Genomic DNA, 26,511 nt, shown 5'->3' on the forward strand with positions numbered 1-26,511 from the left:
TCCTCACTTGGAGACGCCTGACCGTGCCGGTCCTAGAGCGGGCTGGCCAGCACCTCGTCGAGCACGCGCCAGCTGTCGTCATCTCCCGATCCGGACCCATCGGCAAGGGTTACCAGCGCTTTCCATAGGGCCCATCCTCGAGCGCGCCGCCACGTAGCGACATCGAGGCCGACAGCGTCGCGGAACGCATCACGCGCTTCCCCCTCGAAGTACGTCCACGCCATGACGAGGTCGCAGGCAGGATCACCGACCCCGCAGGTGCCGAAGTCGATCATCGCCGACAGGCGGCCGTCGCTGACGAGGAGGTTGCCGACAGCAACGTCGCCGTGGAACCAGACGGGCGCAGAATCCCAGGCGCTGGTCGTCGCGGCGAGCCAGACACTCCGGCAGCGATCCGTATCCACTTTGCCATGCAGATGGTCAAGCGCGGCTTGAACTTCCTCGCTGTACGCGCTCGGATGTGAACCTCGGTAGAACGAGTGCCTGCCGGCCGCGGTACCCGCGTCGATGGGGAGCGACATCAAAGCGCGCAGGAGGCTCCCGAGATCGATGCCGAGTCGGACGCGGTCGAGCCCAGCTGATTCGTCGACGGTGTCGCCGGCCAGCCAACGGCGGATGGACCACGGAAACGGGCAACGCGGGCCAGGGGCCCCAAGCGCCACCACTGATGGGACAGAGACGGGGAGCCTTCCGTCAAAAAAATCGAGCGCTCTGCTCTCCTTCTGGACCCCCGCAGCATATGACTCCGCACTGGGGAGCCGAACCGACAAGTCGTCACCCAGACGAAATGTTCTGTTGTCCCATCCTTGACGCGCCACCGCGCGAACGGGCATGCCCGCCCAGCGGGGAAACTGTTCTTCGACGAGCTCTGCCACGACGCGCTCGTCGATATCGACGGGTCGACTCACCTCTCGATACTCCCAGACGACACGCGCGAACTGCATCCCGGCAATGCAATGGGCAGGCACACCCGAGCAATTCCTCCGTGGAGTGCCCGGCTCCGCGCTGACGATGACCCCTCACACCACGAACCTCCACACGTACTCGAGCCCGTCAGCCTGACGGAACCACGCGACCGTCACCACGACCTCATCCGGGTCCGAAGCGCACAGACACAACTCCATCGTTTCGGCCGGCAGCACCTGACCCCACAGATCCACCACCCTCTGGTCGTCGATGTCATCGCGGAACACCCGTACGAAATCGACAGGCTCACGACCCGCGTTCATCACGATCGGATGCTCGCGGTCACTGCGTGTGATCACCCACGGCACGCAGTAGGCCACGGGTCGGGCGGGCTGAGGGGGATCGATGGGATGCAGCATCCCGTCACGCTAAGAACGACCTCCGACGCCGGGCGGCATCTCAGCACAGCCCTGACGGACCTGTGGAGAAGTCGCGCTCAGCCGGCGGCTGTGGAGGACGAGTCGCCGGCCTCTGACCCGGCGTCCGCATCCGGCTCTGTGCCGGTATCCGATCCCGCCCCCGCAGGCTCCCCACGCGGCTTCCGCAGTTTGGCACCCAGCTCGCGTCCCGCCGACCCGATGCCACGTCCAGCCGCGCCGATCCCACGACCGACGCTCCCCGCGACACCGGCGACGCCACCACCGAGATAGCGTGCGCCCGACAGCATCCGCCGTTCGAGTCTTTCGCTGCCCGCGACCGGCTCCAGCTCCGCCGGCAGCACCGCGGGCGCTGCGCCGAACGCGCGCCGCGATGTGGTGAGCACCCGCCGACCGAGGATGTTGTTGCCGGCCCCGCCGATCACCGCGCCGATGCCGAACGGCAGCGCCTTGCCGATGAACGAGGCACCGCCCCGTGCCGCGAACTGGCGGATGAAGGCCGACTTCAGACGGTCCACGATGGGGCCGACGGCGGCGCGCGGCAGCGACTTCGTCACCATCTCGCCCCAGTACGACGAACGTGAGCCGCCGCGCCCGGCGGCCTGCTGCGCGAGCTGCGAGACGAGGTCGACGCCCTCCTTGCCGAGCATCAGAGTCATCACCAGCGCTCGCGCGCGATCCGGGTTCTCGATCGCGATGCCGTGCACCTCGGCGATCGACTGCGCGAACAGCGCCGTCGATTCCATGAATCCGATCGTCTCCACGCCCGACAGCGCGAGCGTCACCCCGGTGCCGATTCCTGGCACGACGGCGGTTGCGCCGACGGCGGCGCCGCCGGTGGTCACTGCGGCGAGATAGCGGGTCTCGAGGATCTTGACGATCTGCTCCGGCGTCGCGTGCGGAGAGCGCAGTCGGATGCTGCGGATGTGCGCAACGACGAGTGGACGATGCACAGCCATGACGCGATCGATACCGCGGACCGTGAGGGGATGCTCGTTCGACCCGACCGGCGGCACAGGGCCGTCCCACGGTGCGCCGTCGGGAAGCGAGTGGATCTTATGGACCTTCTCAGGCATGTGGTGATCCTATGCACAGCATCCGCAAGAAAGCCGAAAGCCGCGTCCCTCAGCGAGGGACGCGGCTTTCGCGAATGACCGATGTCAGACGTAGAGGTTCGCCCGCTCCAGGTCCTCGGCGAAGTCGACCTCGACCGCATACAGGTCGGAGACGTCCATCGGCTCGAGCAGCAGACCGTCTTCGGCGATCGCCAGCTCGAGGCCGCGCTCGAAGTAGTCCTGGTCCTCGACGCGCTGCAGCTGGCGCATGAACGCCTTCTTGTCAGCCGACGAGATGTAGTTGATGCCGACGGCCTCGCCGAGGCCGCCCTTGACCGTCTTCGACAGCTCCTTGATGAAGCCCTCGGCGGTGACGGTGTACTTGACCTCTTCGTCGCTCACCTTCGAGGTGTTGACGGTCACGAACGACTGGTCGCGCTCGATGAACTCGATCGCGCGGCCGAGGATGCGCGGGTCGAAGACCACGTCGCCGTTCATCCACAGCACGCCGCCCTTGCCCGTGACGCTCAGCGCGCGCAGCAGGCTCTTGGACGTGTTGGTGACGTCGTAGCGCTCGTTGTGCACGTACTTCGCCGTCGGGAACGCCTCGATAATCGTCTCGGCGCGATAGCCGACGACGGCGGTGATGCGGGCGTCGCCACCGAACGCGGCACGGATGTTGTCGTGCTGCTGGCGCATGATCGTGCGGCCGTCGCTGAGCTCGGTCAGCGGCTTGGGCAGGGCGCGGCCGAGGCGCGAGCCCATTCCAGCGGCCAGGATGACGGTTTGAAGAGTCACGATTTCTCCTAATAAGAACTGTGTTCACTGTCGATTCATCGACGGGACACCTCTTCGTGCCTCCGCAATGCTACTGATTGCACCTGAGAGGGCACGGAGCTTTACGGGCGCCGTTGCTGTTTCGTGATCTGTTGCACATGAGTCTGTCAGGCTCCGAGCCCGTCGACGAGGGGGTTGCGCTTTGTCGAAACTGGCCGTCACCGGCTCCGATGCTCTGTCAGGGCGGGTTGATACCGTAGTACGCGTGACAGCAGCTTCGGAATCAGACGACGACCGCACCGACACGGTTCAGACCGCGAGTGGGGATGCTGAGACCGCTCTCGCAGAGCAGACGACTCCTGCCGTGAAGCGTCGTGTTGAGCGAGCGGAGCGAGACGAAACGAAGGCAGCGCCGCGGAAGCCGGCCGCGAAGAAGCCGGCGGCCAAGAAGCCTGCATCGACCAAGGCGTCAGCGGCGAAGACCGCTGCCAAGACGGACGAGAAGCGGTCGGATGCTGTCGCGCCGCCGCTCGATGCGAGTGACTCCCCGTCGGCGGCGTCGACGTCGGCTGCGCCGAAGAAGCCCGCCGCGCCGCGCAAGCCCGCCGGTACTAAGGCTGTTGCCAAGCCCACTGGCACCAAATCGACGGCCACCAAGACATCCGCGGCCAAGGCATCTGCCGCGACGACGGCCGCCGCTGCGAACGCCACCGCTGAGAAGGCGCCTGCCGAGAAGGCGCCTGCCGAGAAGGCCCCTTCCGAGAAGGCGCCTGCCGAGAAGGCCCCGGCAACGAAAGCGCCCGCCAGGAAACCCCCTGTCAAGAAGGCGCCTGCGAAGAAGACCGCCGCTGCCTCGTCGAGCACGACGACGGCCGCAGCAGCGAAGGCGGCCGCTTCGACCACTGCTGCCGCTCGGTCGACCGCTGCCAAGACTGCCGCCGCCACTGCTGCGAAGAAGACCGCCGCCGTCAAGCGGGCAGCGACGACGACTGCGGCGACCAAGGCCACGACGAAGGCGACGGCGGCCAAGACCGCTGCCGCCAGGACGGCCGCAGCGAAGACCTCGGCCACTGCAACCGCAGCCAAGGCGACCGCGGCGAAGTCGGCGAAGAAGGCAGCAAAGAAGACGACCCCGACGCCTACCGCCGAGAACACCCCGCAGATCGTCACGACGGATGCGGTGATCGATCTGACCGCGCCGTCGGCGCGTCGCCTCGTCGCTGCATCGAACAGCGCGCCAGAAGCCGCAGAGGCGCGACCGCCACGAGCCGCTGCAGCAGAGGTCGCCGCGCCCAGCGCGGTGGAAGTCGCAGCACCACAGCCGGACGAGTTCACGGAACGCGAGCCCTCCGCCCGGATCATCGAGTATGTACCGGCCGTATCAGTGGCAGGAGCCGCGGCGACAGCGGCCGCTGTGATGGAACCGGCTGCGGCTGAGGTCACGGCACCTGAGGTCACGGAATCCGATGTCAGCGCACCCGAGGTTGTAGAGGCCGAGGTTGCACAGGCAGAAGTCGAGACCGCTGAGGCCGACACCGACGAAGGCGCGATCGAAGCCCCTGAGCTCGCAGCGACCGCGCACGTAGAGACCGAAGCCGCTGAAGCCGAGGCTGCGGGTGCTGACGCACCAGAGTCAGCGACCAGCGCCCCCGCGACCGCCGAGCCGGAAGCCGGCGCGGTCGAGGGCGAGGTCGAGGACCCAGCGCACGTCGAAGAAGCAGCGGCAGCGCCGGCATACGGCGTCAGGGCAGACGATGTGCCCACATCCGGGGTGCCATCTGCAGCACCGGCCGTCGGCCCGGCCGCCGTCCTCATTCGGGGCCTCGTGAAGCGCTTCGGCGACACCGCGGCCGTCGACGGCGTCGACCTCACCGTCCCGGCCGGCTCGTTCTACGGCCTCGTCGGCCCCAACGGTGCGGGCAAGACAACGACGCTCTCGATCATCTCGGGGCTGCTGCGTCCTGACGCAGGCACGGTGCACATCAGCGGCATCGACCAGCGCGCCAAGCCGCTCGAGGCCAAGCGCATGATGGGCGTGCTGCCCGACCGGCTGCGCACCTTCGACCGCCTCACCGGTCGACAGCTGCTCTTCTACTACGGCCAGCTGCGCGGGCTGAAGCGGCCGGTGATCGAGAGCCGAACTGCCGACCTCGCCCGTGCGTTCGATCTCACCGAGGCACTCAGCCGCGTCGTGTCGGACTACTCCGCTGGCATGACGAAGAAGCTCATGCTCGCAGGCGCGCTGATCCACTCACCGCGGGTGCTCGTGCTCGACGAGCCCTTCGAAGCGGTCGACCCCGTCTCGTCCGGCGTGATCCTCGACATCCTCGGTGCCTACGTCTCGCACGGAGGCACGGTCATCCTCTCCAGCCACGGCATGGACCTGGTCGAGCAGGTGTGCTCGCGCGTCGCGGTGATCGTCGGCGGCGAGGTTCTGGCCGAGGGCACGATCGACGAGGTTCGCGCGGGGCAGACCCTGACGCAGCGATTCGTCGAGCTCTCCGGCTCCGGTGGCGAAGTGGAGGGCCTCGAGTGGCTGCACACGTTCTCCGACTGAGGCTCGCGCTGCTGGTCGGCGCCGTGCGCGGGGATCGCGGCGTTCGCAGGGTGCTCGCGCTGCTGGCATCCGCCGCCGTCACCGTCGCCGTCTGCGTCGCGATCGTCAGCCTGGCCGGCGGACCGCCTGCCACTGCGCACGCGGTGCTCGTGCTGAGCGCAGCCGCGACGTTCCTCGCCTTCTTCCTCGCCCCGATGCTCACCGGCTCGCCCGATCAGCTCGACCCGCGCCGGTTCGCCCCGTTCGCCGTCGATCTGCGGCAGCTGCCGTGGATCCTCGCGCTGGCCTCATTGGTCAGCGTGCCGAGTTTCGCACTGATCGCGGTCACCACCTGTCTGGTCGTGGTCGCGATCGGACTGGGGGCGCCCGCCCTGCTCGCCGTACTCGCCGGCGTCGCCAGCGTCCTGACCACGGCGCTCGCCGCGCGCATCGGCATGGCCATCAGTGCGATCCTGCTGCCAGAGCGACGCTCTCGCGAACTCACGGTGCTGATCGCCATACCCGTGCTCGTCGTCGCGTTCCCCGTCGCCGCCTACTTCGCCTCGCTGAAATGGGACGGCCACGTGCCGACCGCCGTGGATGCGGCCACCACCGTCGTCGGCTTCTCGCCGCTCGCCGCGCCGCAGGCCATGCTGTTCCACATCGTCGCGGGTGACACCGCGGCGGCCTGGACGAGCGGGCTGATCGCGCTCGCCTCGCTTCTCGGCCTCCTGGCGCTGTGGGGCTACCTCGTCCGCCGACTTCTCACCTTCACCGAGCGCCCTTACGCCACGCGTGAGCGGTCGGGGCTCGGCTGGTTCGGGGCGCTGCCCACGAACGCGTTCGGCGCGGTCGCCGCGCGCAGCCTCGTGTACTGGCTGCGCGACCGTCGCTACATCGTCAACTTCATCGTCGTGCCGATCGCCGGCGTGCTCACCGTCTTCCCGCTGATCGTCGCCGGAGTGCCGGTGTGGGCAGCAGCTCTGGTGCCGGTGCCGCTGATGGCGCTGTTCTTCGGCTGGTTGCCCCACAACGATGTCGCGTACGACTCGACGGCCCTGTGGCTGCACATCGCGAGCGGTCTTCGCGGGCTGCCAGACCGCCTCGGCCGCCTCGTGCCGGTGCTGCTGATCTCGATCCCGCTGCTCGCGATCGCGATCTCGGTCACGTTGGCGTCGATCTCGCAATGGAGTCTGCTGCTGCCGATGATCGGTGTCGCCGCGGCGCTGCTGCTGAGCGCTCTCGGCATGTCGAGCATCGCGTCGGTCGTCTTCCCGTACGCCGTCTCGCGGCCGGGGGACAGCCCGTTCCAGCAGCCGCAGCGCTCATCCGGCCATGGATCCTTCGGGGCGGCAGGCACCTTCCTCGGCGCACTGGCGTGCAGCGCGCCGACCATCTGGCTGTTCGCGCTGACGATCGTCGAGGGCGATCAGCACGCCCCAGCTGCATTCTGGGTCGGAATCATCACCGGCGTGCTGGTGCTGTTCGGTGGTGCTGCGATCGGTGGAGCGATCTTCGAGCGCAGCGGCGAGCGGCTGATGGAGTTCGCCGAGACCACCTGATCCGTCGACTCAGATGCCCGAGCCGACGCCGCCTGCGGCCGCTAGACTCACGGCATGAGTACTCCGCTGGACAGCCCCGATCAGGGTGGCGTGGCAACACTTGATCGCGAACTCGAAGAGCTCCTCCGCGAGGAGAACCTCGAGCCAGGCGACCACGAGCGCTTCTCGCACTACGTGAAGAAGGACAAGATCCTGGAGTCGGCGATCACCGGCAAGCCGGTCCGCGCGCTGTGCGGCAAGAAGTGGACCCCGGGGCGCGACCCCGAGAAGTTCCCGATCTGCCCGACCTGCAAGGAGATCTACGAGTCGATGGTGCGCTGAGCACCTGTCGCGTCAGTCCGCGTCTTCGAACAGCGTCGGGATCGCCGGGTCGGACTTGCTGAGCGCAAGAGCGCGCACCGGCAGCTCCTCGCGAACACGCAGGTGGTGATCGCGAGCGGATGCCGTTCCTGCGGCACCCTCGTAGGCCGTGTCGATCTCGCCGTTCTCGACCAGCACGACCTGCAGCGCCCGGGCATCCGGGTGCTCCGATGCCGCATCGACGATCTCGAACCCGTCGGCCACTGAGACGGTCTCGGCCACAGCCACGCCGTTCCGCAGCGTGCGGAACGCGGCCTTGCGGCCGCCCTTGGAGCCCTTGTCGGTTGAGGCCTTCGCCACCGCGACCCAGCCGCCCGCCGGGTCCTGCCTGGCGACCAGCTTGTAGACCATGCCGGCGGTCGGGTAGCCGGACCCTGTGACCACTGACGTGCCGACGCCGTAGAAGTCGACGGGTGACGCCGCGAGGGCCGCGATCGCGTACTCGTCGAGGTCGCTGGTCACGGTGATCTTCGTCTTGGTCGCGCCGAGCTCGTCCAGCTGCTCGCGCACGGCGGCGGCGACAAGAGGCAGGTCGCCCGAGTCCAGCCGCACGCCGCCCAGCTCTGCGCCTGCCACGCGGATCGCCGTCTCGACGCCGGCGCGGATGTCGTAGGTGTCCACCAGCAGGGTCGTCTCCACCCCGAGGCTCTGCACCTGCGAGCGGAAGGCGTCCTCTTCGCTGTCGTGCAGCAGCGTCCACGAGTGCGCGGCGGTGCCCATCGTCGGGATGCCCCACTGCCGGCCGGCCTCGAGGTTGCTTGTCGCCGCGAATCCGGCGATGTACGCGGCGCGAGCGGCGGCCACGGCGGACTGCTCGGCGGCACGCCGTGAACCCATCTCGGCCAGCGGACGCTCACCGGCGGCGATGCTCATCCTCGACGCGGCCGTGGCGACCGCCGAGTCATGGTTCAGCACGCTCAATGCGACCGTCTCGAGCACCACGGCATCCGCGAACGAGCCCTCCACCGTGAGGATCGGCGACCCGGGGAAGTACAGCTCGCCCTCCCGGTAGCCGCGGATCGTTCCGGTGAAGCGGTAGTTCTCCAGGTACTTCAGCGCGGCAGCATCCACCACTTCGTGATCACGCAGGTAGCGCAGCTCGTCCTCGCCGAAGCGGAACTCGCGCAGCAGCGACAGCAGACGCCCCGTGCCGGCGACGACGCCGAACCGGCGCCCGCCGGAGAGGCGCCGCGAGAACAACTCGAAGACGCTGGGCCGTGCGGCCGTGCCGTCTTGCAGTGACGCGGCCAGCATGGTCAGTTCGTAGCGGTCGGTGAGGAACGCGGAGCTCATGCGCTCAGTGTATCCAGGCGGCGAATCGGGAATACTGATCACCGGGCCGGAACATTCCGCCCGACTCGAACGACGCGATGGTGGGGACCCGAGGATGGCGCAGGCCGACGAACTGATTCGACTGGCGAACGGCGTGCTGTGGCCCGGATTCCTCGGGAACGACGTGCCCAGCTGGCTGTCGGACGCGCTCGAGGACGGACTCGCCGGCGTCGTGTACTTCGCGCAGAACCTCGATGGCGACACCGCGGCCCTCAGCGCCGAGATCCACCGCCTCGCCCCGCACGCGCTGATCGGCATCGACGAGGAGGGCGGCAGCGTCACCCGCCTCGAGACGGCCACCGGATCGACCGTGCCCGGTGCTGCCCAGCTCGGTGCGCTTGACGACGTCGAGGCCACCAGGGCCACCGGCTACGAGATCGGCCGCCGCGTCGACCGCATCGGAGCCGACGTCGTGATCGGCCCGGTCGCCGACGTCAACACCGACCCCCGCAATCCCGTGATCGGGGCGCGCGCCTTCGGCTCCGACACTGCGCTCGTCTCACGGCACGTCGTCGCCGCCGTGCAGGGCATCCAAGCGGCCGGCGTCGCCGCCTGCGCGAAGCACTACCCCGGCCACGGCGACACCCACACCGACTCGCACCAGGACCTGCCCCGCCTCGAGCTCACCGAAGCCGAGATCGAGGGCGCCCACCTGCCGCCGTTCACCGCCGCAGTGCGGGCGGGCGTGCGCGCCATCATGACCGCCCACATCATCGCTCCGCATTGGGGTGACGCGCCGGCCACGCTTAACCCTGCGGTGCTCGGACGCCTGCGCGAGGACGGCTTCGACGGCGTCATCATCACGGATGCACTGGACATGTCGGCCATCCGCGAGCACGTCGGCATCGGCGGAGGCGCCGTGCAGGCACTCGCAGCCGGCGCCGACCTGCTCTGCATCGGCAACCCCACCAACCCCGGCGCCGCGATGCTGCCCGACCAGGACGAGCAGGACTACCTGGCGGCCCGCGACGCGATCGTCGCGGCGCTGCGCAGCGGTGAGCTCTCGCGGGAGCGCGTCGAGCAGGCAGCGGCACGAGTGGCAGCGATGTCGGATGCTGTTCGCTCGCGTCCCGCCGTGCCGGAGGTACCGTTCGACGCGGGTGCCATCGCCGACCGCGCAGTGCGCGTCGACGGCTCGTTCGCGGCATTCCGCGACGCGCCGACGACGGTGCTCGACCTGCGTCGCCCCTCGAGCCTCGCCGTCGACAGCGCCGCCGCGCACGTCGCGCTCGCACTCGCGGCGGGCGGCAAGATCGTGCGGCTCGATGCCGCGGCGGCTGCAGATGCCGAGATCGCCGACGCGGTGCGCGCGGCGACCGCGGGTGGGCCGGACGCGCAGCGCGTGATCCTCGTCGACCGGATCGATGCCGGCGCGCCGCAGAGGACGGTGCTCGAGCGCATCAGATCGATGCTTCCGGCAGACATCGCCGCGCAGGCCGTGGTCGTGAACGTGGGACTGCCCGCCGGCGTCGCCTCGTCAGATGCTGCTGGCCCTGCCATCACCTCGTCCGCCGCGAGTCTGCTTGCTGCTCGTGCGGCACGGCGCGCACTGCTGAACCCGAACCGCTGACACCGACGTCCGAACAGGAAGAAGAGCCGAAATGACCGACCGTGAAGAGCTGCGCTCCACCCTGGAGACCTTGGCCACCGAGGGCGTCGATCCCGCATTCGCCGAACTCGATCTGCTGAGTACAGCAGACCAGGTGGCGCTGATGGCCGCCCAGGGCGTTGTCGCTGCCCAGGCGGTCGCTGCCGAAGAGGCGAGCATCGCGCGAGCCGTGGACGGCATCGTCGAACGGCTGCACAGTGGCGGGCGCCTGGTCTACATCGGTGCGGGCACGGCCGGGCGCATGGGAGTGCTGGATGCCAGCGAGATCCCACCGACGTTCGGCACCGACCCGTCGCTGGTCACCGGCCTCATCGCCGGCGGCGAGTACGCCCTGCGGAATGCCATCGAGAACGCCGAGGACGATTTCGACGCGGGGGAGCAGGCCGGCCGCGCGCTCGGCCCTGATGACGCGATCGTCGGCATCTCGGCATCAGGGCGCACTCCGTACGTCACCGGCGCACTGCGGGCCGCCCGTGAGCGCGGCGCGTTCACGGTGAGCCTGGCGTGCAACCGCGACGCCGAGATCTCGGTCGGCGTCGACGTCGCCATCGAGGTGGTCGTGGGGCCAGAGGTCGTCGCAGGATCCACCCGGCTGAAGGCCGGCACGGCGCAGAAGCTCGTGCTGAACACCCTCTCGACTCTGGCGATGGTGCGGTCCGGCAAGGTGTACGGCAACCTCATGGTCGACGTGCAGTCCACCAACGAGAAGCTGCGCGTGCGCGCCGAGCGCACCGTCGTGCACGCCACCTCGTGCACCGTCGAACAGGCGGCGGCGGCCCTGGCCGCGGCGGGCGGCTCGGTGAAGCTCGCGATCGCCATCGTCGAGACCGGGGCGGATGCTGTGACCGCGCGCGCGGCGCTGGATGCGGCGGGCGGCAATCTGCGGCAGGCGCTCGCGGCAGCCCGAGCAGGCGGGCTCACGGAGTAGGCCCGGCAATACTGGGTAGGCTTGATGATCATGAACGACGCGCCCATCGGGATCTTCGACTCGGGAGTCGGCGGGCTGACGGTCGCCAGAGCGATCCGCGCTCAGCTGCCGCAGGAATCGCTCGTCTACATCGGCGACACCGCTCACTCGCCCTACGGGCCCAAGCCCATCGCCGATGTGCGCCGGTACAGCCTCGAGGTTCTCGACACTCTTGTCGACCAGGGCGTGAAGATGCTCGTGATCGCCTGCAACACAGCATCCGCCGCCGTGCTCCGCGACGCACGGGAGCGCTACGACGTTCCCGTCGTGGAAGTCATCGGGCCCGCCGTGCGCCGCGCCGTCTCGACCACGCGCAACGGACGCGTCGGAGTGATCGGCACGGTCGGCACGATCGGCTCACGCGCCTACCAGGACATGCTCGAGGTCAACGAGCGGCTGCAGGTCTTCACCGCCGCGTGCCCTCGGTTCGTCGAGTTCGTCGAAGCAGGCATCACCGGCACACCAGAAGTGCTCGCGATCGCCGAGGACTACCTCGCACCTCTCCGGCAGGCCGATGTCGACACGCTCGTGCTCGGATGCACGCACTACCCGTTCCTTCGGGGCGCGATCAGCTACGTGATGGGCGACGGCGTCGCGCTGGTCTCCAGTGACGACGAGACAGCCGCCGATGTCTACCGCCAGCTCGTGCGCGGCGATCTGCTCGCCCCGCCGGGCGCCATCGCGACCTACAAGTACGAGGCCACCGGCGCCTCGGCCGATGATTTCACCGCACTGGCGAACCGGCTGATGGGCCGCGAGGTGCGCGACGTGCAGCTCGTGCAGACCGGTGTCATCGATCTGCCCGACCTTTCACACGCCCCGTCTTGACCCCCTTCGAGAGGACACCATGACCGACATCGTCCGCGCCGACGGCCGCAGCACCGATCAGCTTCGCGAGATCAACATCGAACGCGGCTGGTCCGCACACGCCGAGGGCTCGGCGCTGATCAGCTTCGGCGGCACCAAGGTGCTGTGCACCGCGTCGTTCACCAACGGCGTGCCGCGCTGGCTGACCGGCAAGGGCAAGGGGTGGGTCACCGCCGAATACGCGATGCTGCCCCGCGCCACGAACTCGCGCAACGACCGCGAGAGCGTCAAGGGCAGGATCGGCGGACGCACGCACGAGATCTCGCGCCTGATCGGACGCGCGCTGCGCGCCGTCGTCGACACCAAGGCACTGGGTGAGAACACCATCGTCATCGACTGCGACGTGCTGCAGGCAGACGGCGGCACGCGGACCGCGGCGATCACCGGCGCGTACGTCGCCCTCGCCGACGCGATCGAATGGGGTCGCGAGAAGAAGTTCATCGGCAAGAACGCCACCCCGCTGCTCGACACCGTCGCCGCCGTCTCGGTCGGCATCATCGACGGCGAGCCCATGCTCGATCTCGCATACGTCGAGGACGTGCGCGCCGAGACCGACATGAACATCGTCGTCACCGGCCGCGGACTCTTCGTCGAGGTGCAGGGCACTGCCGAGGGCGCCCCCTTCGACAAGCGCGAGCTGGACGCCCTGACGGAACTGGGACTGAGCGGCTGCGCGACGCTGAAGGACCACCAGCTCGCCGCTCTTGCCGCAGATTCCGAGCCGCAGGGATGAAAGTCGTCCTCGCGACCCACAACCCGCACAAGGTCGTCGAGTTCCAGCAGATCGTCGCGGCGACCCGTCCCGATCTCGAAGTCGTCGGATACGACGGCCCCGAACCGGTCGAAGACGGCGTGACTTTCGCCGAGAACGCCCTGATCAAGGCGCGGGCCGCGGCTGCGCACACCGGTCTGCCCGCAGTGGCGGACGACTCCGGCATCTGCGTCGACGTGCTCGGCGGCTCGCCAGGGGTCTTCTCGGCGTACTGGGCCGGGCAGCGCAAGGATGCTGTCGCCAACCTCGAGCTGCTGCTCGATCAGCTGCACGACATCGCCGACCCGCACCGCGCGGCGCAGTTCCACTCCACGATCGCTCTGGTCACCGCAGACGGCGCCGAGCACGTGGTGCAGGGCATCTGGCCAGGGCGCCTGGCACGCGAGGCGTCGGGGGAGGGCGGCTTCGGCTACGACCCGATCTTCATCCCGGATGGCCAGGATCCAGCATCCGAGCGCACTGTCGGCGGTTTCTCGGCGGCGGAAAAGCAGTCCCAGTCGCACCGTGCGCGGGCGTTCACGGCGCTGGTGCCGCTGCTGGAGACGCTCTAGCCCTGCAGGCGCGTCCTAGCCCTGCGGATCCACGGAGTCGCCGCCCGCTGCGGCCGCTGCCTGCCTCTGGCGGCGCAGCCGCAGCAGGCGGGCGATGACGAACCACAGGATCAGCAGCGCGATGACGGCGAGCACGGCCTTGGACAGCACGCCGCTCCACTGCTCGAGCACGGGGGCGATCGCCGGGCCGAAGGCGTAGCCGAGTCCGATCCAGATGCCGTTCCAGATGCCGGATCCGAGCAGCGTGTAGCCGGTGAACTTCCAAAGCGGCATGCGCTCGATGCCTGCCGGGATCGAGATGAACGAGCGCACCAGCGGCACGCAGCGTCCCACGAGCACCGCGACGCCGCCCCAGCGCTGGAAGAACGTCTCTGCCTTGTCGAAGTCCTCGGTCTCCATCAGCGGGATGGCGCCGACCAGCCGACGCGTGCGGTCGCGGCCGAGTGCCGCACCCAGGGCGTACCAGATCCAGGCGCCGATCAGCGCGCCGGCGGTCGCGGCGAACCACGCCCACCAGAAGTTCATCCGGCCCTCGTACGCGAGGAATCCGGCACCGGGCAGGATCGCCTCGGACGGGATCGGCGGGATGAAGGTCTCGAGCAGCACGGCGACGCCGACGCCGATCTCACCGAGCGTCTGCATGAGCGAGAGCACCCAGCCGATGAAGCCCTCGTACTGCGCCGTGTCGGCGCTGGTCATCGCGAGCGCACTCGGGATCATCTGCGTCGTTCCTCCTGAATCGCGACGCAGGTGCGCGTCCCCTCAATCGTGCCATGCCGGCAAGGGCATGACCTGAGGATGCCCCGGACGCGCAAGCCAGGAGGAGGGGGGGGAAGCCGGTCGGATGCTGATGAGAATCGTTACCGTTCCCGACAGGCGCGAACCGGGCATCCGACGCTCTGTTCCGGCCTAGCCTGGAAGCATGCACGATCACGCTCCTGCCCCTGGCGGCATCCGCGGCGCCGGAAACCGGCGCCTGCTGGCGATCTCGCTCGGCATCACCGTCACGAGCATGATCGTCCAGGTGATCGGCGCCATCCTGTCGGGATCGCTCGCGCTGCTCGCTGACGCCGCGCACATGTTCACCGACTCGTCGGCGCTCGTCATCGCCCTGATCGCCAGCGCCGTCGCCGCACGGCCCGCCGATGACCGACGCACCTTCGGCTATCAGCGCGCCGAGGTGTTCGGCGCGCTGATCAACGCCATCATCCTGGTCGTGCTGATGGTGGTCGTCGCGGTGCAGGGCATCCAGCGCCTGATCACACCGGGAGAGGTCGAGGTCCAAGGCCCCCTCATGCTGGTCGTCGCGGTGATCGGCATGGTCGCCAACGGCGTCTCGATGTGGCTGCTGAGTGCCGCGCAGAAGACCAGCATCAACGTGCGCGGTGCCTACCTCGAGGTGATGGGCGACCTGATCGGGTCCGTGCTGGTGATCGTCGCGGCGATCGTGATCGTGGCGACGGGGTGGATGCCGGCGGATGCCATCGCCTCGCTGCTGATCGCGGTGATGATCCTGCCTCGGGCCATCTCGCTGCTGCGCGAAGTGTTCTCGGTGCTTGCCGAATCGGCGCCCAAGGGCATGGCGGTCAGCGACATCCGCACCCACCTGAAGATGTATGAAGGCGTCGTCGACGTGCATGACGTGCACGTGTGGCAGCTCACGCGCGGCGCCCCGGTCTTCACCGCGCACGTGGCCGTCGACCCGACGGTGTTCGCGCAGGGGCGATCGACCGAGCTGCTGCAGGAGCTGCAGTCGTGCCTGGCCGACCACTTCGACGTGGAGCACTCCACGTTCCAGCTCGAGCCCGCGGGGCAGGACGAGTGCGAGGACACCCACGCCTGACGCCGTAGGCTCGGAGGATGGCTGAAAACGCGCGACGGCTCGATCTGCGGCCGCTGCGATCAGACGCCGGCGTGCTGCTGCTGGTGCTGCTGCTGCTCGTGGATGTCATGGTGCTCGTCCTGCACCTGACGTACACGCTCTTCGGGGTGCCAGGCGGCATGCACTTCGATCTCGGCGTCGACCGCTCGTACGGCGAGTTCCTGCTCTACATCAAGTTCGGCTGGGTCGCCGTGCTCGGATTCGTGCTGGCTCGTCGACGCGGGGCGGCGATCTTCGCCGTGATCGGCGTCGTGAGCCTGGTGGTGCTGCTGGAAGATGCGCTCATCCTGCACGAGCGCATCGGGTGGGCGCTCAATCCCGTCATCCTGGACGCCGTTCCCGGGCTCGCCGGTCTCGGCATCCTGTCGGTGCAGATCGGCGAACTCGCCTGGCTGGGCGCGCTGGCCGCCGGCATCGGCATCGCGTTCCTGCTCGCGTTCCGCCGCACGCAGCCGGATGACCGTCGCGACGCGCTCAGCATCGCGGTGTTCTTCGTGCTGCTCGGGTTCTTCGCCGTCGGCGTCGACACCGTGCACAGCTTGTTCTCGCTGGGCTCGGCAGGCGACATCGTCTTCACCCTGCTCGAGGACGGCGGTGAGATCCTCGCGCTCACGCCCGCCGTGGCACTCATCTTCGCGCTCGTGCTCTCCGCCGCAGAAGAGGATCAGACGTCGATCACGACATCCTCGACGGACTTGTCCGAGCGCAGACCGCGCCAGCGGGCGTGACGCAGGATCCCGCCAGGCGACCAGTTCGCGAACTCGACCTCGCCGACGACCTCGGCACGCACCCAGAGTGCGTCGCTGCTGTCGGCGGCCGGAACACCGTGCAGCGGCGGGGCGTCCACCCGCAGCGGCTGCAGCAGTCGATCGAGGTCGCGCAGCATCCGATCGGTGAAGCCGGTGCCGACCCGCCCCACGTACCGCAGCGCGCCGTCGTCGCCCGGCACGGCGAGCAGCAGTGAGCCGATGACGCCGGTGCGGTTGCCCTGCCCTGGCCGGATGCCGACGATCACCACCTCCTGCATGCGAGTGTTCTTCAGCTTCAGCCACGACCCCGAGCGGATGCCGGGCTGGTAGGCAGAGGCCGGATCCTTCGCGACGACGCCCTCCAGGCCGTATTCGCGGCTCAGCGCGAGCGCCGTATCGAGGTCGTCGAAGACCGGTGGCACCTGCACGGGTGCATCGAGATCGGATGCCAGCTGCTCGAGCAGCTCGCGGCGCTGACGCAGTGGGAGGCCGGTGAGGTCGTGCCCGTCCAGGCGCAGCAGATCGAACAGCAGGAACACGATGGGCGTCCGCACCACCTCTCGTTCGATCTCGCGCGCCTTGGTGAGGTGCATACGATCCTGCAGACGGCTGAAGCTCGGACGGCCCTGCGCGTCGAAGGCGACGATCTCGCCGTCGACGACGGCATCGGATGCCGGGAACCCCGGCTTCCCGTCGGCGGTGAGCTCCGGGTAGCGGGCGGTGATGTCGGTGCCGCTGCGTGCGCGGAGGGTGAAGCGGCCACCGCCACGTGCCGGCCGCCCATTGCCCACCTGCCCAGTGCCGACCTGCCCATCGCCGAACTGCCACGTGCCGATCGCGCGGATGCCGTCCCACTTGATCTCGGCCCACGCGGGCGTGCTGAGCGCCCTGGCGAGACCCGGTGTGCCGGGGGAGGAGAGCATCGGGGCGATCACGGCTGCGGGTGTCATTGCGCCGCTCGGCGGTGAGGTCGCCTCCGGCCCGGTGCGCGCGGCCCGGGTGGGCGAGGGGCGTGTGGGCGCGGCCTGGGCGGGCGCAGGACGAGCATCCTTCATCCGGTGCAGCAGCCACTGCGACTTCTCGCCGTCGCCCTCGGTGCGGATCAGCGCCAGTCGCGTCGAACCGAGGCGCCCACCGGGCTGCCCCGTGAAGGTGCCTATGACCTCGTCGTCGCGCCACTTCGACAGTTCCACGGTGCCGGTGTCCCACACAGTCATGGAGCCGGCGCCGTACTCGCCACGGGGGATCTCGCCCTCGAAGGTGAGGTATTCCAGCGGGTGCGGTTCGGTCATCACGGCCAGATGGTTGCCGGTGGTCTGCTCTGGGATGCCCTTCGGCACCGCCCAGCTGATCAGCACGCCATCGCGTTCGATGCGCAGGTCGTAGTGCAGGCGGCCGGCGTGGTGCTCCTGCACGACGAAGCGGGTGACACCCGGCGTCGATGCGGATGCCGTCTGCGGCATGGGCTCCGGCGTCTTGGCGGCGTCGCGCTTGGCCAGGTACGACGACAGCGCAGCGGCCGGCGCCGGTGACGCCAGCGGCGCGAGGGGGTCGATCCCGGCATCCACCCTCTCGAGCACTTCGTGGAACTCGAGCTGGCGCAGCTGCGGGTCGGCGAGTTCCTCCCACGTGCGCGGAGCCGCCACCCACGGCCGCGCGCGGCCCCGCAGCGAGTAGGGCGCGATCGTCGTCTTCGAAGCGCTGTTCTGACTCCAGTCGATGAACACCTTGCCGCCGCGAGCGGACTTCGCCATCACGTGGGTGGCGAGATCGGGATGGTCGGCCTCGATGAGTCTGGCGAGCTCTTTCGCCACCGCCGACACGTCGTCGCTGGACTGCAGGCCGGTGCCGTCCTCGGCGGTGGGGAGCCGGGCATACAGGTGGATGCCCTTGCTGCCGCTCGTCACCGGCAGCAGCTCCAGTCCCATGCCAGAGAGGATGCCACGCGCGATGCGCGCCACCTCCGCACACTGCGCGAGATCGACGCCGGGACCTGGGTCGAGGTCGAGCACGAGCCGATCCGGCCGGCCCCGCCCGCCGGAGTGCGTGAACCGCCACTGCGGCACGTGCAGTTCCAGGGCGGCGACCTGGGCGAACCAGGCGAGAGTGGCGACATCGTCGGCGAGCGGGTACTCCTTTGGTCCGTCGGAGTGCTCGATCGGCATCCGCCGCACCCACTCCGGGGCGCCGGGTTCGAGCTGCTTCGCGAAGAAGCTCGGCTGCGGGGCATCCGCCGTTCCCACGCCCTCCACCCAGCGCTTGCGCGTCACCGGCCGCCCACGCAGATGCGGCAGCATGACGGGGGCGATCTGCGAGGCGTAGGCGATGAGCTCGCCCTTGGTCGTGCCCGTCTCCGGGTAGACGACTTTGTCGAGGTTGGTGACCCGAAGGCGACGGCCATCGACGAGCACTGTCTGCCCGCTCTGCCCTGCCTCGCCTGGAGACGCCATGACGTCAGGGTAACCGGCATGCAGACGCGCGGGCGCGAGGCTCTATGCCCGATGCCGCATCTGGTGTTCACTGGTGGCATGAGAAGCATCTGGAAGGGCGCCTTGACCTTCGGGCTCGTGAACGTGCCTGTGAAGGTGTACTCGGCGATCGAGGACCACGACGTGCCGCTGCATCAGGTGCACGATGAGGACGGCGGGCGCATCCGCTACCAGCGCACGTGCGAGGTGTGCGGCGAGACGGTCGCGTACGCGAACATCGATCGCGCATACGTGGATGACGGGCAGACGATCGTGCTCACCAAGGAGGACATCGCGGCCCTCCCGGCGGAGAAGAGTCGCGAGATCGACGTCGTCGAGTTCGTGCCGAGCGATCAGGTCGATCTGCTCACGCTCGACCGGCCGTACTATCTGGAGCCGGATTCGAAGTCGCCGAAGGCGTACGTGCTGCTGCGCAAGACGCTCGAGAGCACCGACCGCACCGCGATCGTGCGATTCACGCTGCGGCAGAAGACTCGGCTCGCGGCTCTGCGGGTGCGCGGCGACGTGCTCGTACTGCAGACGCTGCTGTGGGCGGACGAGGTGCGCGAGGCAGCCTTCCCGGCGCTGGACGAGGACGTCACGATCAGCGACAAGGAGATGGCGCTGTCGGCTGCCCTGGTGGAGAGCTACTCCAGCGACTTCGAGCCGGAATCATTCGTCGACGAGTACCAGAAGGAGCTGCGCACGCTCATCGACGCCAAGATCGAGGCCGGTGAGGGCTTCGACGTGTCGGAGACCTTCGCGGACGAGGGCGCCGAGAGCAAGGGCGGCGAGGTGATCGACCTCATGGAGGCGCTGCGCGCCAGCGTCGAGCGCACGAAGTCGCAGCGCAAGGAAGAAGAGGCCGCACGCAAGAAGGACGCCGGATAACCAGCATCCGCCCTCGGACTCAGCGCGCGACGGCGAATCGGCTCAGGAAGCCGACTCCGTAGCGGTCGGGGAGGTGGGGCACGGGCTCTCGGGCGCCGGCGCTGCCGCGGCGGCCGCAGCTTCCTTCTTCACCTTGCGCCGCTCGGCGAAGTAGTGCCAGGCCGTCACGATCAGCGTGCCGGCGACCGCTGCCAGCAGGATGAGGTCGATGTACTCGACCACGAAATCGGACACCCAGGGGATGTACGCGATCAGGTAGCCGAACATCGTGAGGCCGAAGCCCCACAGCAGCGCGCCGAGGAGGTTGTACAGCGAGTAGCGCTTCCAGGGCATGTGTCCGACGCCGGCCGCAACAGGGGCGAAGGTGCGCACGATCGGCACGAAGCGGGCGACGATGATCGTGATGCCGCCGAAGCGCTCGAAGAACGCGTTCGTGCGCTCGACGTTCTTGCGGCTGAACAGGCCGGATTCCTTGCGCTCGAACACCGCTGGTCCGCCCTTGTGGCCGATCAGATAGCCGACCTCGCCGCCGACGAACGCCGCCAGTGCGATCAGCAGCGACACCGCCCAGATGTTCAGGTGGAAGATGTCGTTGGTGTGCGTCAGCAGCCCTGAGATGATCAGCAGGGTGTCGCCGGGCAGCAGGAAGCCGATGAGCAGGCCCGTCTCGGCGAACACGATGAAGCACACCACGAGCAGTGCCCAGGGGCCCGCGGCGTCAATGATGACGGCCGGGTCGAGCCAATCCGGCAGGATGCTCATCGGTGCCTGAAGAATGGAGTGGAGCAAAGGAGGAATCCCGTCGTTCACTGTCGGCGGTATGTGCTTGTGGGTCTGTCCGGACTCGTCACAGCCCGGTGGGCCTCACTGGGCCACCCGTGCGGAAGGTGGGACTCGAACCCACACACACGAAGGCACAGGAACCTAAATCCTGCGTGTCTACCAATTCCACCACTCCCGCGCGTGAACAAGTCTACTGTTCGCGAACCTTTCGATTTCCGTTGATCTGCTGTCAATCGACGAGGCGGAATGCCTGGCTGTGGATAACTTCTGCGACGGAATTCCTGATTCTGTCAGGATGCCCGGGTGAGTCATCCGTCTCTTGTCGTCGCCGAGAGGGTGCGGCGCCGTCTGCGCCTGGAGCACACCGATCCGTCGTCGCAGCCCGAGAAGGCGCGGCGTATCGCGCAGACCGAGGTCAGGCGTCACAACGACCAGGCACTGCAGCGCGGCGAGGTCATGGTCGACGACGAGGCGGCGCTGGTGCGCGACGTGCTGGCATCCGTCTCGGGGTTCGGCGTGCTGCAGCCGCTTCTCGACGACGACACGATCGAGGAGATCTGGCTGAACGGCCCCGACCGCGTGTTCGTGGCGCGCGGCGGCACGACGGAGCGCATCGATCTGGCGCTGACCGACGCCACCGTGCGCGACCTTGTGGAGCGGATGCTGCAGTCCACCGGACGGCGGGTCGACATCAGCCAGCCGTTCGTCGACGCCTCGCTGCCGGACGGATCGCGTCTGCACGTCGCCATCGCCGATGTCGTGCGCGGATCGTGGGCCGTGAACATCCGCAAGTTCCTGCCTCAGCACCGCACCCTCGACTCGCTCGTAGAGCAAGGGGCGATGCCGGAGCGGATCGCCGAGATGCTGCACCGTGCCGTGCTCGACGGGCGCAGCATCATCATCTCGGGGGCAACGCACGCGGGCAAGACGACGCTGCTCGGAGCGCTGCTGGGCTCGGTCGCCGCGCAGCAGCGCATCATCACCGTCGAGGAGACGTTCGAGCTCGCGGTGGATGGGCCGGACGTGGTGGCGCTGCAGGGCAGGCAGGCGAGCCTGGAGGGCGCCGGCGAGATCACGCTGCGGCGCCTGGTGAAGGAGGCGCTGCGGATGCGCCCCGACCGGATCGTCGTCGGCGAGGTGCGCGACGCCGAGGCGCTCGATCTGGTGCTCGCGTTGAACACGGGAGTGCCAGGGGCCGGCACCGTGCACGCGAACTCGGCCGCAGAGGCACTGGAGAAGCTCGCGCTGCTGCCGTTGCTGGCCGGGCGCAACATCGACCGCGGCTTCATCGCCCCGGCACTGGCATCCTCCATCTCCTACGTCGTGCACTGCCGTCGCGAGGCGGACGGCGCGCGGCGGGTGACCGAGATCATCGCGCCGACCGGCGAGGTGGCAGACGGTCGGATACTCAGTCGGTCGATGTACCGGCTGGAGGAGAGCGCATGACCCTGCTCATCGGCGCGCTGCTCGGTGCGGGGCTGCTGCTGTGCGCGTCGCCGTGGCTGTGGCCGGCGCGTGCCAGGGTCGCGAAGCCCGTGCGCCACGGTCGGCTGCGCCGCCTGCTCGACGAGTCCGGACACGCGCGCACCTCCACGCGCACCCTGGTGATGGTGATGATCGCGGTCGCCGCTGTCGCTGCGTCACTGGCGTGGCTGATCACCACGTTGCCGGTGCTCGCCCTGCTCGCCGCGCTCGCCGCAGCCTCGGCACCCATCTTCTATCTGCGAGGACGCCGCCTGAGGCTGCGCAAGGCACGTCGTCAGATGTGGCCTGATGTGTGCGACCTGCTGGTCGCGGCGATCCGCGTCGGTCTGTCTCTGCCGGATGCGGTAGCGAGCCTTGCGGAGTCAGCGCCGCCGGCCGTGCGTCCCGCGTTCGCGGTGTTCGCCCGGGATCTGCGGGCAACCGGCCGCTTCGAGACGAGCCTCGATCGCCTGAAAGAGACCCTGGCTGACCCGATCGCCGATCGCATCATCGAGACGGTGCGCATGGCGCGCCAGGTGGGCGGAACGGAGCTGACCGGAGTGCTGCGGGCGCTCTCAGCCTCGGTGCGCGCTGACGCGGCGCTGCGCGGCGAGGTCGAGGCGAGGCAGTCCTGGATCCGCGGCGCCGCGGTGCTCGGCTCCGTCGCACCCTGGGTGATCCTCGCACTTCTCGCCATGCGCCCGGAGGGACGCGAGGCGTATGCGACTCCGACAGGCGTGCTGGTGATCGTGATCGGCGCGGCGGTCTCGGTGCTCGCGTACCGGATCATGCTGCGCATCGGCAGGCTTCCTGAACCCGAGCGGTGGTTCGGATGACGGGGATCACCGAGATCGCATTGGCCGTCCTGCTCGGAGGCGCATTCGCGCTCGGGCTGCTCGGCATCCTGTCCGCAGTGCCGCGCTGGGGTGCGCCGTCGCTGGAGAGGCGCATCGCGCCGTACGTGCGAGACGTCGTGCCGGACGAGCTGCTGCCGGCGGGCATCCTCCCCTCGGTCGGTGCCATGCCCGTGCGCAGCAGGCGGATGTGGGTGGGAGCGAAGGCGTGGTTCGAGCGGATGCTGGGCGGCGGCGATGCCCTGCGACTGCGCCTCGCGCAGGCGGGCAGCGCGCAGACCCCCGCGGCGTTCCGGGGGCGACAACTGGCGTGGGGGATCGCCGGGCTGGTCGGTGGCGCGCTGGTGGTCGTCGTGATCGCCGTCGCCGGCCGCATGACCCCGCCCGCCGTGCTGCTGCCAGTGCTCACCGCGGCCGGTGCCGCCGTCGGATACGACATGCAGCTCACCGCGAGAGCGAAGGCGCGCCGAGCTCGCCTCGCCGACGAGCTGCCGACCACGCTGGAGTTCCTGGCGCTGTGCCTGTCGGCGGGGGAGTCGCTGCTGGATGCCCTGCGCCGGGTGTCGGAGATCGGCACCGGCGAACTGACCGCAGAGCTGAAGCAGACCGTACTCGCCGTACACACCGGATCGCCGCTGGCCGACGCGCTCGCCGAGACGGCGACGCGTCTTCAGCTTCCGGGGCTGACGCGCGCCGTCGACCAGATCGTCGCGGCGCTCGAGCACGGCGCACCGCTGGCGGCCGTGCTGCATTCCCAGGCGTCGGATGCCAGGGAAGAAGCCAAACGCGTGCTCATCGAACAGGCCGGTCAGAAGGAGATTCTCATGCTTCTTCCGCTGGTCTTTCTCATTTTGTCCTTGTCAGTACTCTTCGCCATCTACCCCGGACTCTTCATCCTGCGGCTCGGTCTCGGCTGAGCGCGCACGTGCCGTACATCGAAAAGGAGCAGACATGTCGACGATCAGGAAGTGGCTCACCGCCGGACGGGAACTGGCCGAGGACGAGCGGGGCGATGTTCCCGGATGGGTCTTGGTGACGCTGATGACAGCCGCGCTCGTCGTCGTGATCTGGGCTGTCGCGGGCCCGGCCCTGGTCGATCTGTTCGAGCAGGCGATGTCGCGAGTATCCGGCATGTGACCCGATGCCAGTGCGCGTCCGGTCAGCACTCGCCGATGAGCGAGGTTCCAGCCCCGTCGAGTTCGTGCTCGTCGGAGCGCTGCTGACTGCGCTCACGCTGGCTGTGCTGCAGGTCGCGTTCGCGGTCTACGTGCGCAACGTCGTGCACGATGCGGCTGTGGAGGGCGCCCACTACGCGGCTCTGGCCGACACGACGCCCGACGAGGGCGCTGCGCGGACGCAGGCGGTGATCAGTCGCGCCGTCGGGCCGTCCTATGCCGAGGACGTCGCGATCGGCGAGGACGGCAGTCTCGGGCATCCGAGCGTCGTGGTGCGCGTGCGCACGACGCTGCCGGTGCTCGGCCTGATCGGCATCCCGTATGGATTGGAGGTGGAGGCGCGTGCGCCGGTGGAGTCGTTCGGTGAGGAGTGAGCTGTCAGACGAGACGGGCTCGGCGGCACTCGAGTTCATCGTCGCCGGGGTGCTGCTGCTGGTCCCCCTCGTCTACCTCGTGCTCACGCTTGGTGCGGTGCAGGAGCAGACTCTCGGCGCCGAGGCCGCTGCGCGCCACACCGCGCGGGTGATCGGGCAGGCACCGGATGCTGACAGCGCCAGCGCCTCGGGAGACGCGGTGCTCGCCAGCGTGATCCGCGAGTACGGCATGGACGCGGATGCCGTCGAGGTCGGCATCACCTGCCGCCCCGCCGGCGCGCACTGTCCTGAGGCGGGCGCCACCGTGGTCGTCACCGTGCGCACCAGCGTCTCACTGCCGTTCATGCCGCCGTTGTTCGGGCTCGATCAGGTCGCCGCGATCCCCGTCGAAGCCCAATCCGCGCAGAAGGTGTCTCGCCTGTGGGGAAGCGGATGAGCCGCCCGACAGGTCTCAGAGCGCGGGTGCGCGCGCTCGCCGCGGACGACGACGGCAGCATCCTGCCGCTGATCCTCGGATACATGCTGCTGGCGATAGCGGTCGTGTTCACGTGCGTCTGCGCCACCGACCTGTACATCGCGCAGAAGCGCCTCGACTCGCTGGCCGATGCCGCAGCTCTCGCTGGATCCGACGGGTTCGTGCTCGAGGTCGACCGCGAGGATGTGCGGGCTGAGCTGACCGACGAGGGCGTGCGGGATCAGGCGGATGCTGTGGTGTCGGCGCTCGCGCAGGGCGCGCGACTGGTGTCAGCGGGCACGCCGGACGGCGTATCCGCCAGGGTCACGGTCGCCGCAGCCTGGCATCCGCCGTTCCTGACCCCGTTCGTGCCCGACGGGGTCCCTCTCGAGGCAACAGCGACCAGCCGCACGGCGCTGCGGTGAGCTCAACCGGGGCGCTTCGGCAGGAAGCGCGGCGTCCAGCGGACGAAACCAGCCGCTCCCAGCAGCGCGACGACGCCCATCACTCCTGTGGCCAGCGGCAGCGACACGGCAGCGGTGACACCGGCCACGATCAGCGGTGCGGCGGCGCCGCCGGCATCCGTCAGCGTCCGCCACGAACCGAGGAATGCCGCCGGCTCGCGCTCGGGGGCGAGATCTGCGCCGAATGTCAGCAGGATGCCGCTGGAGAGTCCGTTCGCGACACCGAGCACCGCGGCCATCAGCGCGAACCACATCGCCGCCTGATCGAGTTCGTGCGTGAAGGAGAGCGCGATGAAGCCCGCACCCATCATCAGCATCGACGGCATCGCCGCCCAGATGCGGCCGAAGCGGTCCATCACCTGGCCGCTCGCGTAGAACAGCGCGAAGTCGATCGCACCGGTCACACCGACGACCAGGGCGATCGTGGTGGCATCCAGCCCCAGCGACACGCCCCACAGTGGCAGGATCACCTGGCGGGCCGACCGCACCGCCGACAGCGCCGACGCCGAGATGCCCAGCCGCATCAACACGGCCCGGTACGCCCACATCGTGCGGAACACGCCGCGCTGATCGAGCGTGGGGATCGATCCGGTGACCACCTCGCCGGAGTCCTCGGCCACCGCCGCGCCGGTCGGCTTCAGCAGGACAGGGTTGCTCTTCTCGGGGTCAGGGCCGAACAGCACCATGGGCACGATCACGGCGGCACATGCGAGCAGCACCCAGATGCTCGACATCTCGGTGCCGGTCAGTTGGATGAGACCCGCCGCCAGGAACGGCCCCACGAACACGCCGAAGCGGAAGCTGCCGCCCAGCAGCGACAGCGCCCTGGCGCGAAAGCGCGGGGGCACGCGGGTCGTCATGAACGCGTGCCTGGCCAGGCCGAAGGCGGCGGCGCAGAAACCGAGCAGGAACACCGCCACGGCGAACAGCGCCAGGGTCGGGGCCAGCAGCATCCCGACGCCGGCGACCAGCGAGGCGGTGCCGGCGGCCACCATCGTGAAGCGCTCACCGATCTTCGCGACCAGGGCGCCCGCAGGGATGTTGCCGAAGAGCTGACCGATGACGAGAGCGGATGTCACGAGGGCCGCCATCGAGACATCGGCGCCGAGATTGGTCGCGATCACCGGGATCAGCGGGATCACCGCGCCCTCACCGAGCGCGAAAAGCACGGTCGGCGCATAGACCATCGGCCCGAACCGCTTCAGTACACTCGCCGCGCTGT

The 26,511-nt window shown here is 69.0% G+C and carries 28 protein-coding genes and 1 tRNA gene; 18 read left to right on the forward strand and 11 right to left on the reverse strand.

What is annotated here, in order from left to right; genetic code table 11:
- Nucleotides 1-32: 32 nt before the first annotated feature.
- The 5 genes from MNR00_RS05815 to MNR00_RS05835 form a co-directional block, all read right to left on the reverse strand.
- Entirely contained in the window at nt 33-944 is a 912-nt protein-coding gene (locus MNR00_RS05815) for an aminoglycoside phosphotransferase family protein (protein WP_241928217.1), read from the reverse strand.
- Between the two features lie 75 nt (nt 945-1,019).
- A complete protein-coding gene (locus MNR00_RS05820) occupies nt 1,020-1,325 on the reverse strand; it encodes a hypothetical protein (protein ID WP_241928218.1) in 306 nt (101 codons plus the stop codon).
- Between the two features lie 77 nt (nt 1,326-1,402).
- Entirely contained in the window at nt 1,403-2,419 is a 1,017-nt protein-coding gene (locus tag MNR00_RS05825; protein ID WP_241928219.1) for a hypothetical protein, read from the reverse strand.
- 84 nt (nt 2,420-2,503) lie between these two features.
- Complete coding sequence (locus MNR00_RS05830) at nt 2,504-3,196, reverse strand: phosphocholine cytidylyltransferase family protein (protein ID WP_241928220.1); 693 nt, start codon at nt 3,194-3,196, stop codon at nt 2,504-2,506.
- Between the two features lie 288 nt (nt 3,197-3,484).
- Complete coding sequence (locus tag MNR00_RS05835) at nt 3,485-4,330, reverse strand: hypothetical protein (RefSeq protein ID WP_241928221.1); 846 nt, start codon at nt 4,328-4,330, stop codon at nt 3,485-3,487.
- A 25-nt stretch (nt 4,331-4,355) separates the two neighbouring features.
- On the opposite strand from MNR00_RS05835, the gene MNR00_RS05840 reads away from it, so the two are divergent.
- From MNR00_RS05840 to MNR00_RS05850, 3 genes are read left to right on the forward strand one after another with little or no spacing between them, the layout of a single operon-like run.
- Nucleotides 4,356-5,732, forward strand: a complete 1,377-nt coding sequence (locus tag MNR00_RS05840) for an ABC transporter ATP-binding protein (RefSeq protein WP_241928222.1) — start codon at nt 4,356-4,358, stop codon at nt 5,730-5,732.
- Nucleotides 5,708-7,273 carry a hypothetical protein gene (locus tag MNR00_RS05845; protein WP_241928223.1) on the forward strand — a complete coding sequence of 522 codons (1,566 nt, stop codon included), beginning with the start codon at nt 5,708-5,710 and terminating at the stop codon, nt 7,271-7,273. Before MNR00_RS05840 ends, MNR00_RS05845 begins: the two co-directional genes overlap by 25 nt.
- Before the next feature lie 54 nt (nt 7,274-7,327).
- Entirely contained in the window at nt 7,328-7,594 is a 267-nt protein-coding gene (locus MNR00_RS05850) for a DUF3039 domain-containing protein (RefSeq protein WP_045253497.1), read from the forward strand.
- 12 nt (nt 7,595-7,606) lie between these two features.
- Here the strand turns inward: MNR00_RS05850 and MNR00_RS05855 are convergent, their stop codons facing one another.
- Nucleotides 7,607-8,926 (reverse strand): nicotinate phosphoribosyltransferase, encoded by a 1,320-nt coding sequence (locus MNR00_RS05855; RefSeq protein ID WP_241928224.1) that lies wholly within the window; start codon nt 8,924-8,926, stop codon nt 7,607-7,609.
- 94 nt (nt 8,927-9,020) lie between these two features.
- Between MNR00_RS05855 and MNR00_RS05860 the strand changes: the two genes are divergently transcribed.
- The 5 genes from MNR00_RS05860 to rdgB are packed head-to-tail and all read left to right on the forward strand — an operon-like array spanning nt 9,021 to nt 13,731.
- Complete coding sequence (locus MNR00_RS05860) at nt 9,021-10,535, forward strand: glycoside hydrolase family 3 N-terminal domain-containing protein (RefSeq protein ID WP_241928225.1); 1,515 nt, start codon at nt 9,021-9,023, stop codon at nt 10,533-10,535.
- Between the two features lie 31 nt (nt 10,536-10,566).
- Nucleotides 10,567-11,502: an N-acetylmuramic acid 6-phosphate etherase gene (murQ, locus tag MNR00_RS05865; protein WP_241928226.1), complete on the forward strand. Its 936-nt coding sequence runs from the start codon at nt 10,567-10,569 to the stop codon at nt 11,500-11,502.
- Between the two features lie 30 nt (nt 11,503-11,532).
- Nucleotides 11,533-12,369: a glutamate racemase gene (gene murI, locus MNR00_RS05870; RefSeq protein ID WP_241928227.1), complete on the forward strand. Its 837-nt coding sequence runs from the start codon at nt 11,533-11,535 to the stop codon at nt 12,367-12,369.
- Between the two features lie 19 nt (nt 12,370-12,388).
- The gene (rph, locus tag MNR00_RS05875) at nt 12,389-13,141 is read left to right on the forward strand and encodes a ribonuclease PH (protein ID WP_241928228.1); all 753 of its coding nucleotides are present in this window, start codon (nt 12,389-12,391) and stop codon (nt 13,139-13,141) included.
- On the forward strand, nt 13,138-13,731 hold the full coding sequence (gene rdgB, locus MNR00_RS05880; RefSeq protein WP_241928229.1) for an RdgB/HAM1 family non-canonical purine NTP pyrophosphatase: 594 nt from the start codon (nt 13,138-13,140) through the stop codon (nt 13,729-13,731). The genes rph and rdgB overlap by 4 nt, the downstream gene beginning before the upstream one ends.
- Before the next feature lie 15 nt (nt 13,732-13,746).
- On the opposite strand, the gene MNR00_RS05885 is transcribed toward rdgB, so the two are convergent.
- The gene (locus tag MNR00_RS05885) at nt 13,747-14,451 is read right to left on the reverse strand and encodes a DedA family protein (RefSeq protein ID WP_241928230.1); all 705 of its coding nucleotides are present in this window, start codon (nt 14,449-14,451) and stop codon (nt 13,747-13,749) included.
- A 202-nt stretch (nt 14,452-14,653) separates the two neighbouring features.
- On the opposite strand from MNR00_RS05885, the gene MNR00_RS05890 reads away from it, so the two are divergent.
- Entirely contained in the window at nt 14,654-15,574 is a 921-nt protein-coding gene (locus MNR00_RS05890; protein WP_241928231.1) for a cation diffusion facilitator family transporter, read from the forward strand.
- A 17-nt stretch (nt 15,575-15,591) separates the two neighbouring features.
- Entirely contained in the window at nt 15,592-16,341 is a 750-nt protein-coding gene (locus MNR00_RS05895; protein ID WP_241928232.1) for a hypothetical protein, read from the forward strand.
- Here the strand turns inward: MNR00_RS05895 and MNR00_RS05900 are convergent.
- On the reverse strand, nt 16,278-18,812 hold the full coding sequence (locus MNR00_RS05900) for an ATP-dependent DNA ligase (protein ID WP_241928233.1): 2,535 nt from the start codon (nt 18,810-18,812) through the stop codon (nt 16,278-16,280). The genes MNR00_RS05895 and MNR00_RS05900 overlap by 64 nt on opposite strands.
- Before the next feature lie 78 nt (nt 18,813-18,890).
- Here MNR00_RS05900 and MNR00_RS05905 point away from each other — a divergent pair, with 78 nt between their 5' ends.
- A complete protein-coding gene (locus MNR00_RS05905; protein ID WP_241928234.1) occupies nt 18,891-19,721 on the forward strand; it encodes a Ku protein in 831 nt (276 codons plus the stop codon).
- Between the two features lie 42 nt (nt 19,722-19,763).
- Here MNR00_RS05905 and MNR00_RS05910 read toward each other — a convergent pair whose 3' ends face one another.
- Nucleotides 19,764-20,483 carry a VTT domain-containing protein gene (locus MNR00_RS05910; protein WP_241928235.1) on the reverse strand — a complete coding sequence of 240 codons (720 nt, stop codon included), beginning with the start codon at nt 20,481-20,483 and terminating at the stop codon, nt 19,764-19,766.
- A gap of 117 nt (nt 20,484-20,600) precedes the next feature.
- Nucleotides 20,601-20,682 (reverse strand) — tRNA-Leu (locus MNR00_RS05915).
- A 125-nt stretch (nt 20,683-20,807) separates the two neighbouring features.
- On the opposite strand from MNR00_RS05915, the gene MNR00_RS05920 reads away from it, so the two are divergent.
- From MNR00_RS05920 to MNR00_RS05950, 7 genes are read left to right on the forward strand one after another with little or no spacing between them, the layout of a single operon-like run.
- The gene (locus MNR00_RS05920) at nt 20,808-21,950 is read left to right on the forward strand and encodes an ATPase, T2SS/T4P/T4SS family (protein ID WP_241928236.1); all 1,143 of its coding nucleotides are present in this window, start codon (nt 20,808-20,810) and stop codon (nt 21,948-21,950) included.
- A complete protein-coding gene (locus MNR00_RS05925; protein ID WP_241928237.1) occupies nt 21,947-22,804 on the forward strand; it encodes a type II secretion system F family protein in 858 nt (285 codons plus the stop codon). Before MNR00_RS05920 ends, MNR00_RS05925 begins: the two co-directional genes overlap by 4 nt.
- Complete coding sequence (locus MNR00_RS05930) at nt 22,801-23,739, forward strand: type II secretion system F family protein (protein WP_241928238.1); 939 nt, start codon at nt 22,801-22,803, stop codon at nt 23,737-23,739. The genes MNR00_RS05925 and MNR00_RS05930 overlap by 4 nt, the downstream gene beginning before the upstream one ends.
- A gap of 34 nt (nt 23,740-23,773) precedes the next feature.
- Nucleotides 23,774-23,959, forward strand: a complete 186-nt coding sequence (locus MNR00_RS05935; RefSeq protein WP_241928239.1) for a hypothetical protein — start codon at nt 23,774-23,776, stop codon at nt 23,957-23,959.
- A 4-nt stretch (nt 23,960-23,963) separates the two neighbouring features.
- Nucleotides 23,964-24,371: a TadE/TadG family type IV pilus assembly protein gene (locus MNR00_RS05940; protein ID WP_241928240.1), complete on the forward strand. Its 408-nt coding sequence runs from the start codon at nt 23,964-23,966 to the stop codon at nt 24,369-24,371.
- A complete protein-coding gene (locus MNR00_RS05945; protein ID WP_241928241.1) occupies nt 24,361-24,807 on the forward strand; it encodes a TadE family protein in 447 nt (148 codons plus the stop codon). Before MNR00_RS05940 ends, MNR00_RS05945 begins: the two co-directional genes overlap by 11 nt.
- Nucleotides 24,804-25,250: a pilus assembly protein TadG-related protein gene (locus MNR00_RS05950; protein ID WP_241928242.1), complete on the forward strand. Its 447-nt coding sequence runs from the start codon at nt 24,804-24,806 to the stop codon at nt 25,248-25,250. Before MNR00_RS05945 ends, MNR00_RS05950 begins: the two co-directional genes overlap by 4 nt.
- Before the next feature lie 2 nt (nt 25,251-25,252).
- On the opposite strand, the gene MNR00_RS05955 is transcribed toward MNR00_RS05950, so the two are convergent.
- The gene (locus MNR00_RS05955) at nt 25,253-26,476 is read right to left on the reverse strand and encodes an MFS transporter (protein WP_241928771.1); all 1,224 of its coding nucleotides are present in this window, start codon (nt 26,474-26,476) and stop codon (nt 25,253-25,255) included.
- Nucleotides 26,477-26,511: the final 35 nt, after the last annotated feature.

Source organism: Microbacterium sp. H1-D42 (genome assembly GCF_022637555.1).
GTDB lineage: Bacteria > Actinomycetota > Actinomycetes > Actinomycetales > Microbacteriaceae > Microbacterium.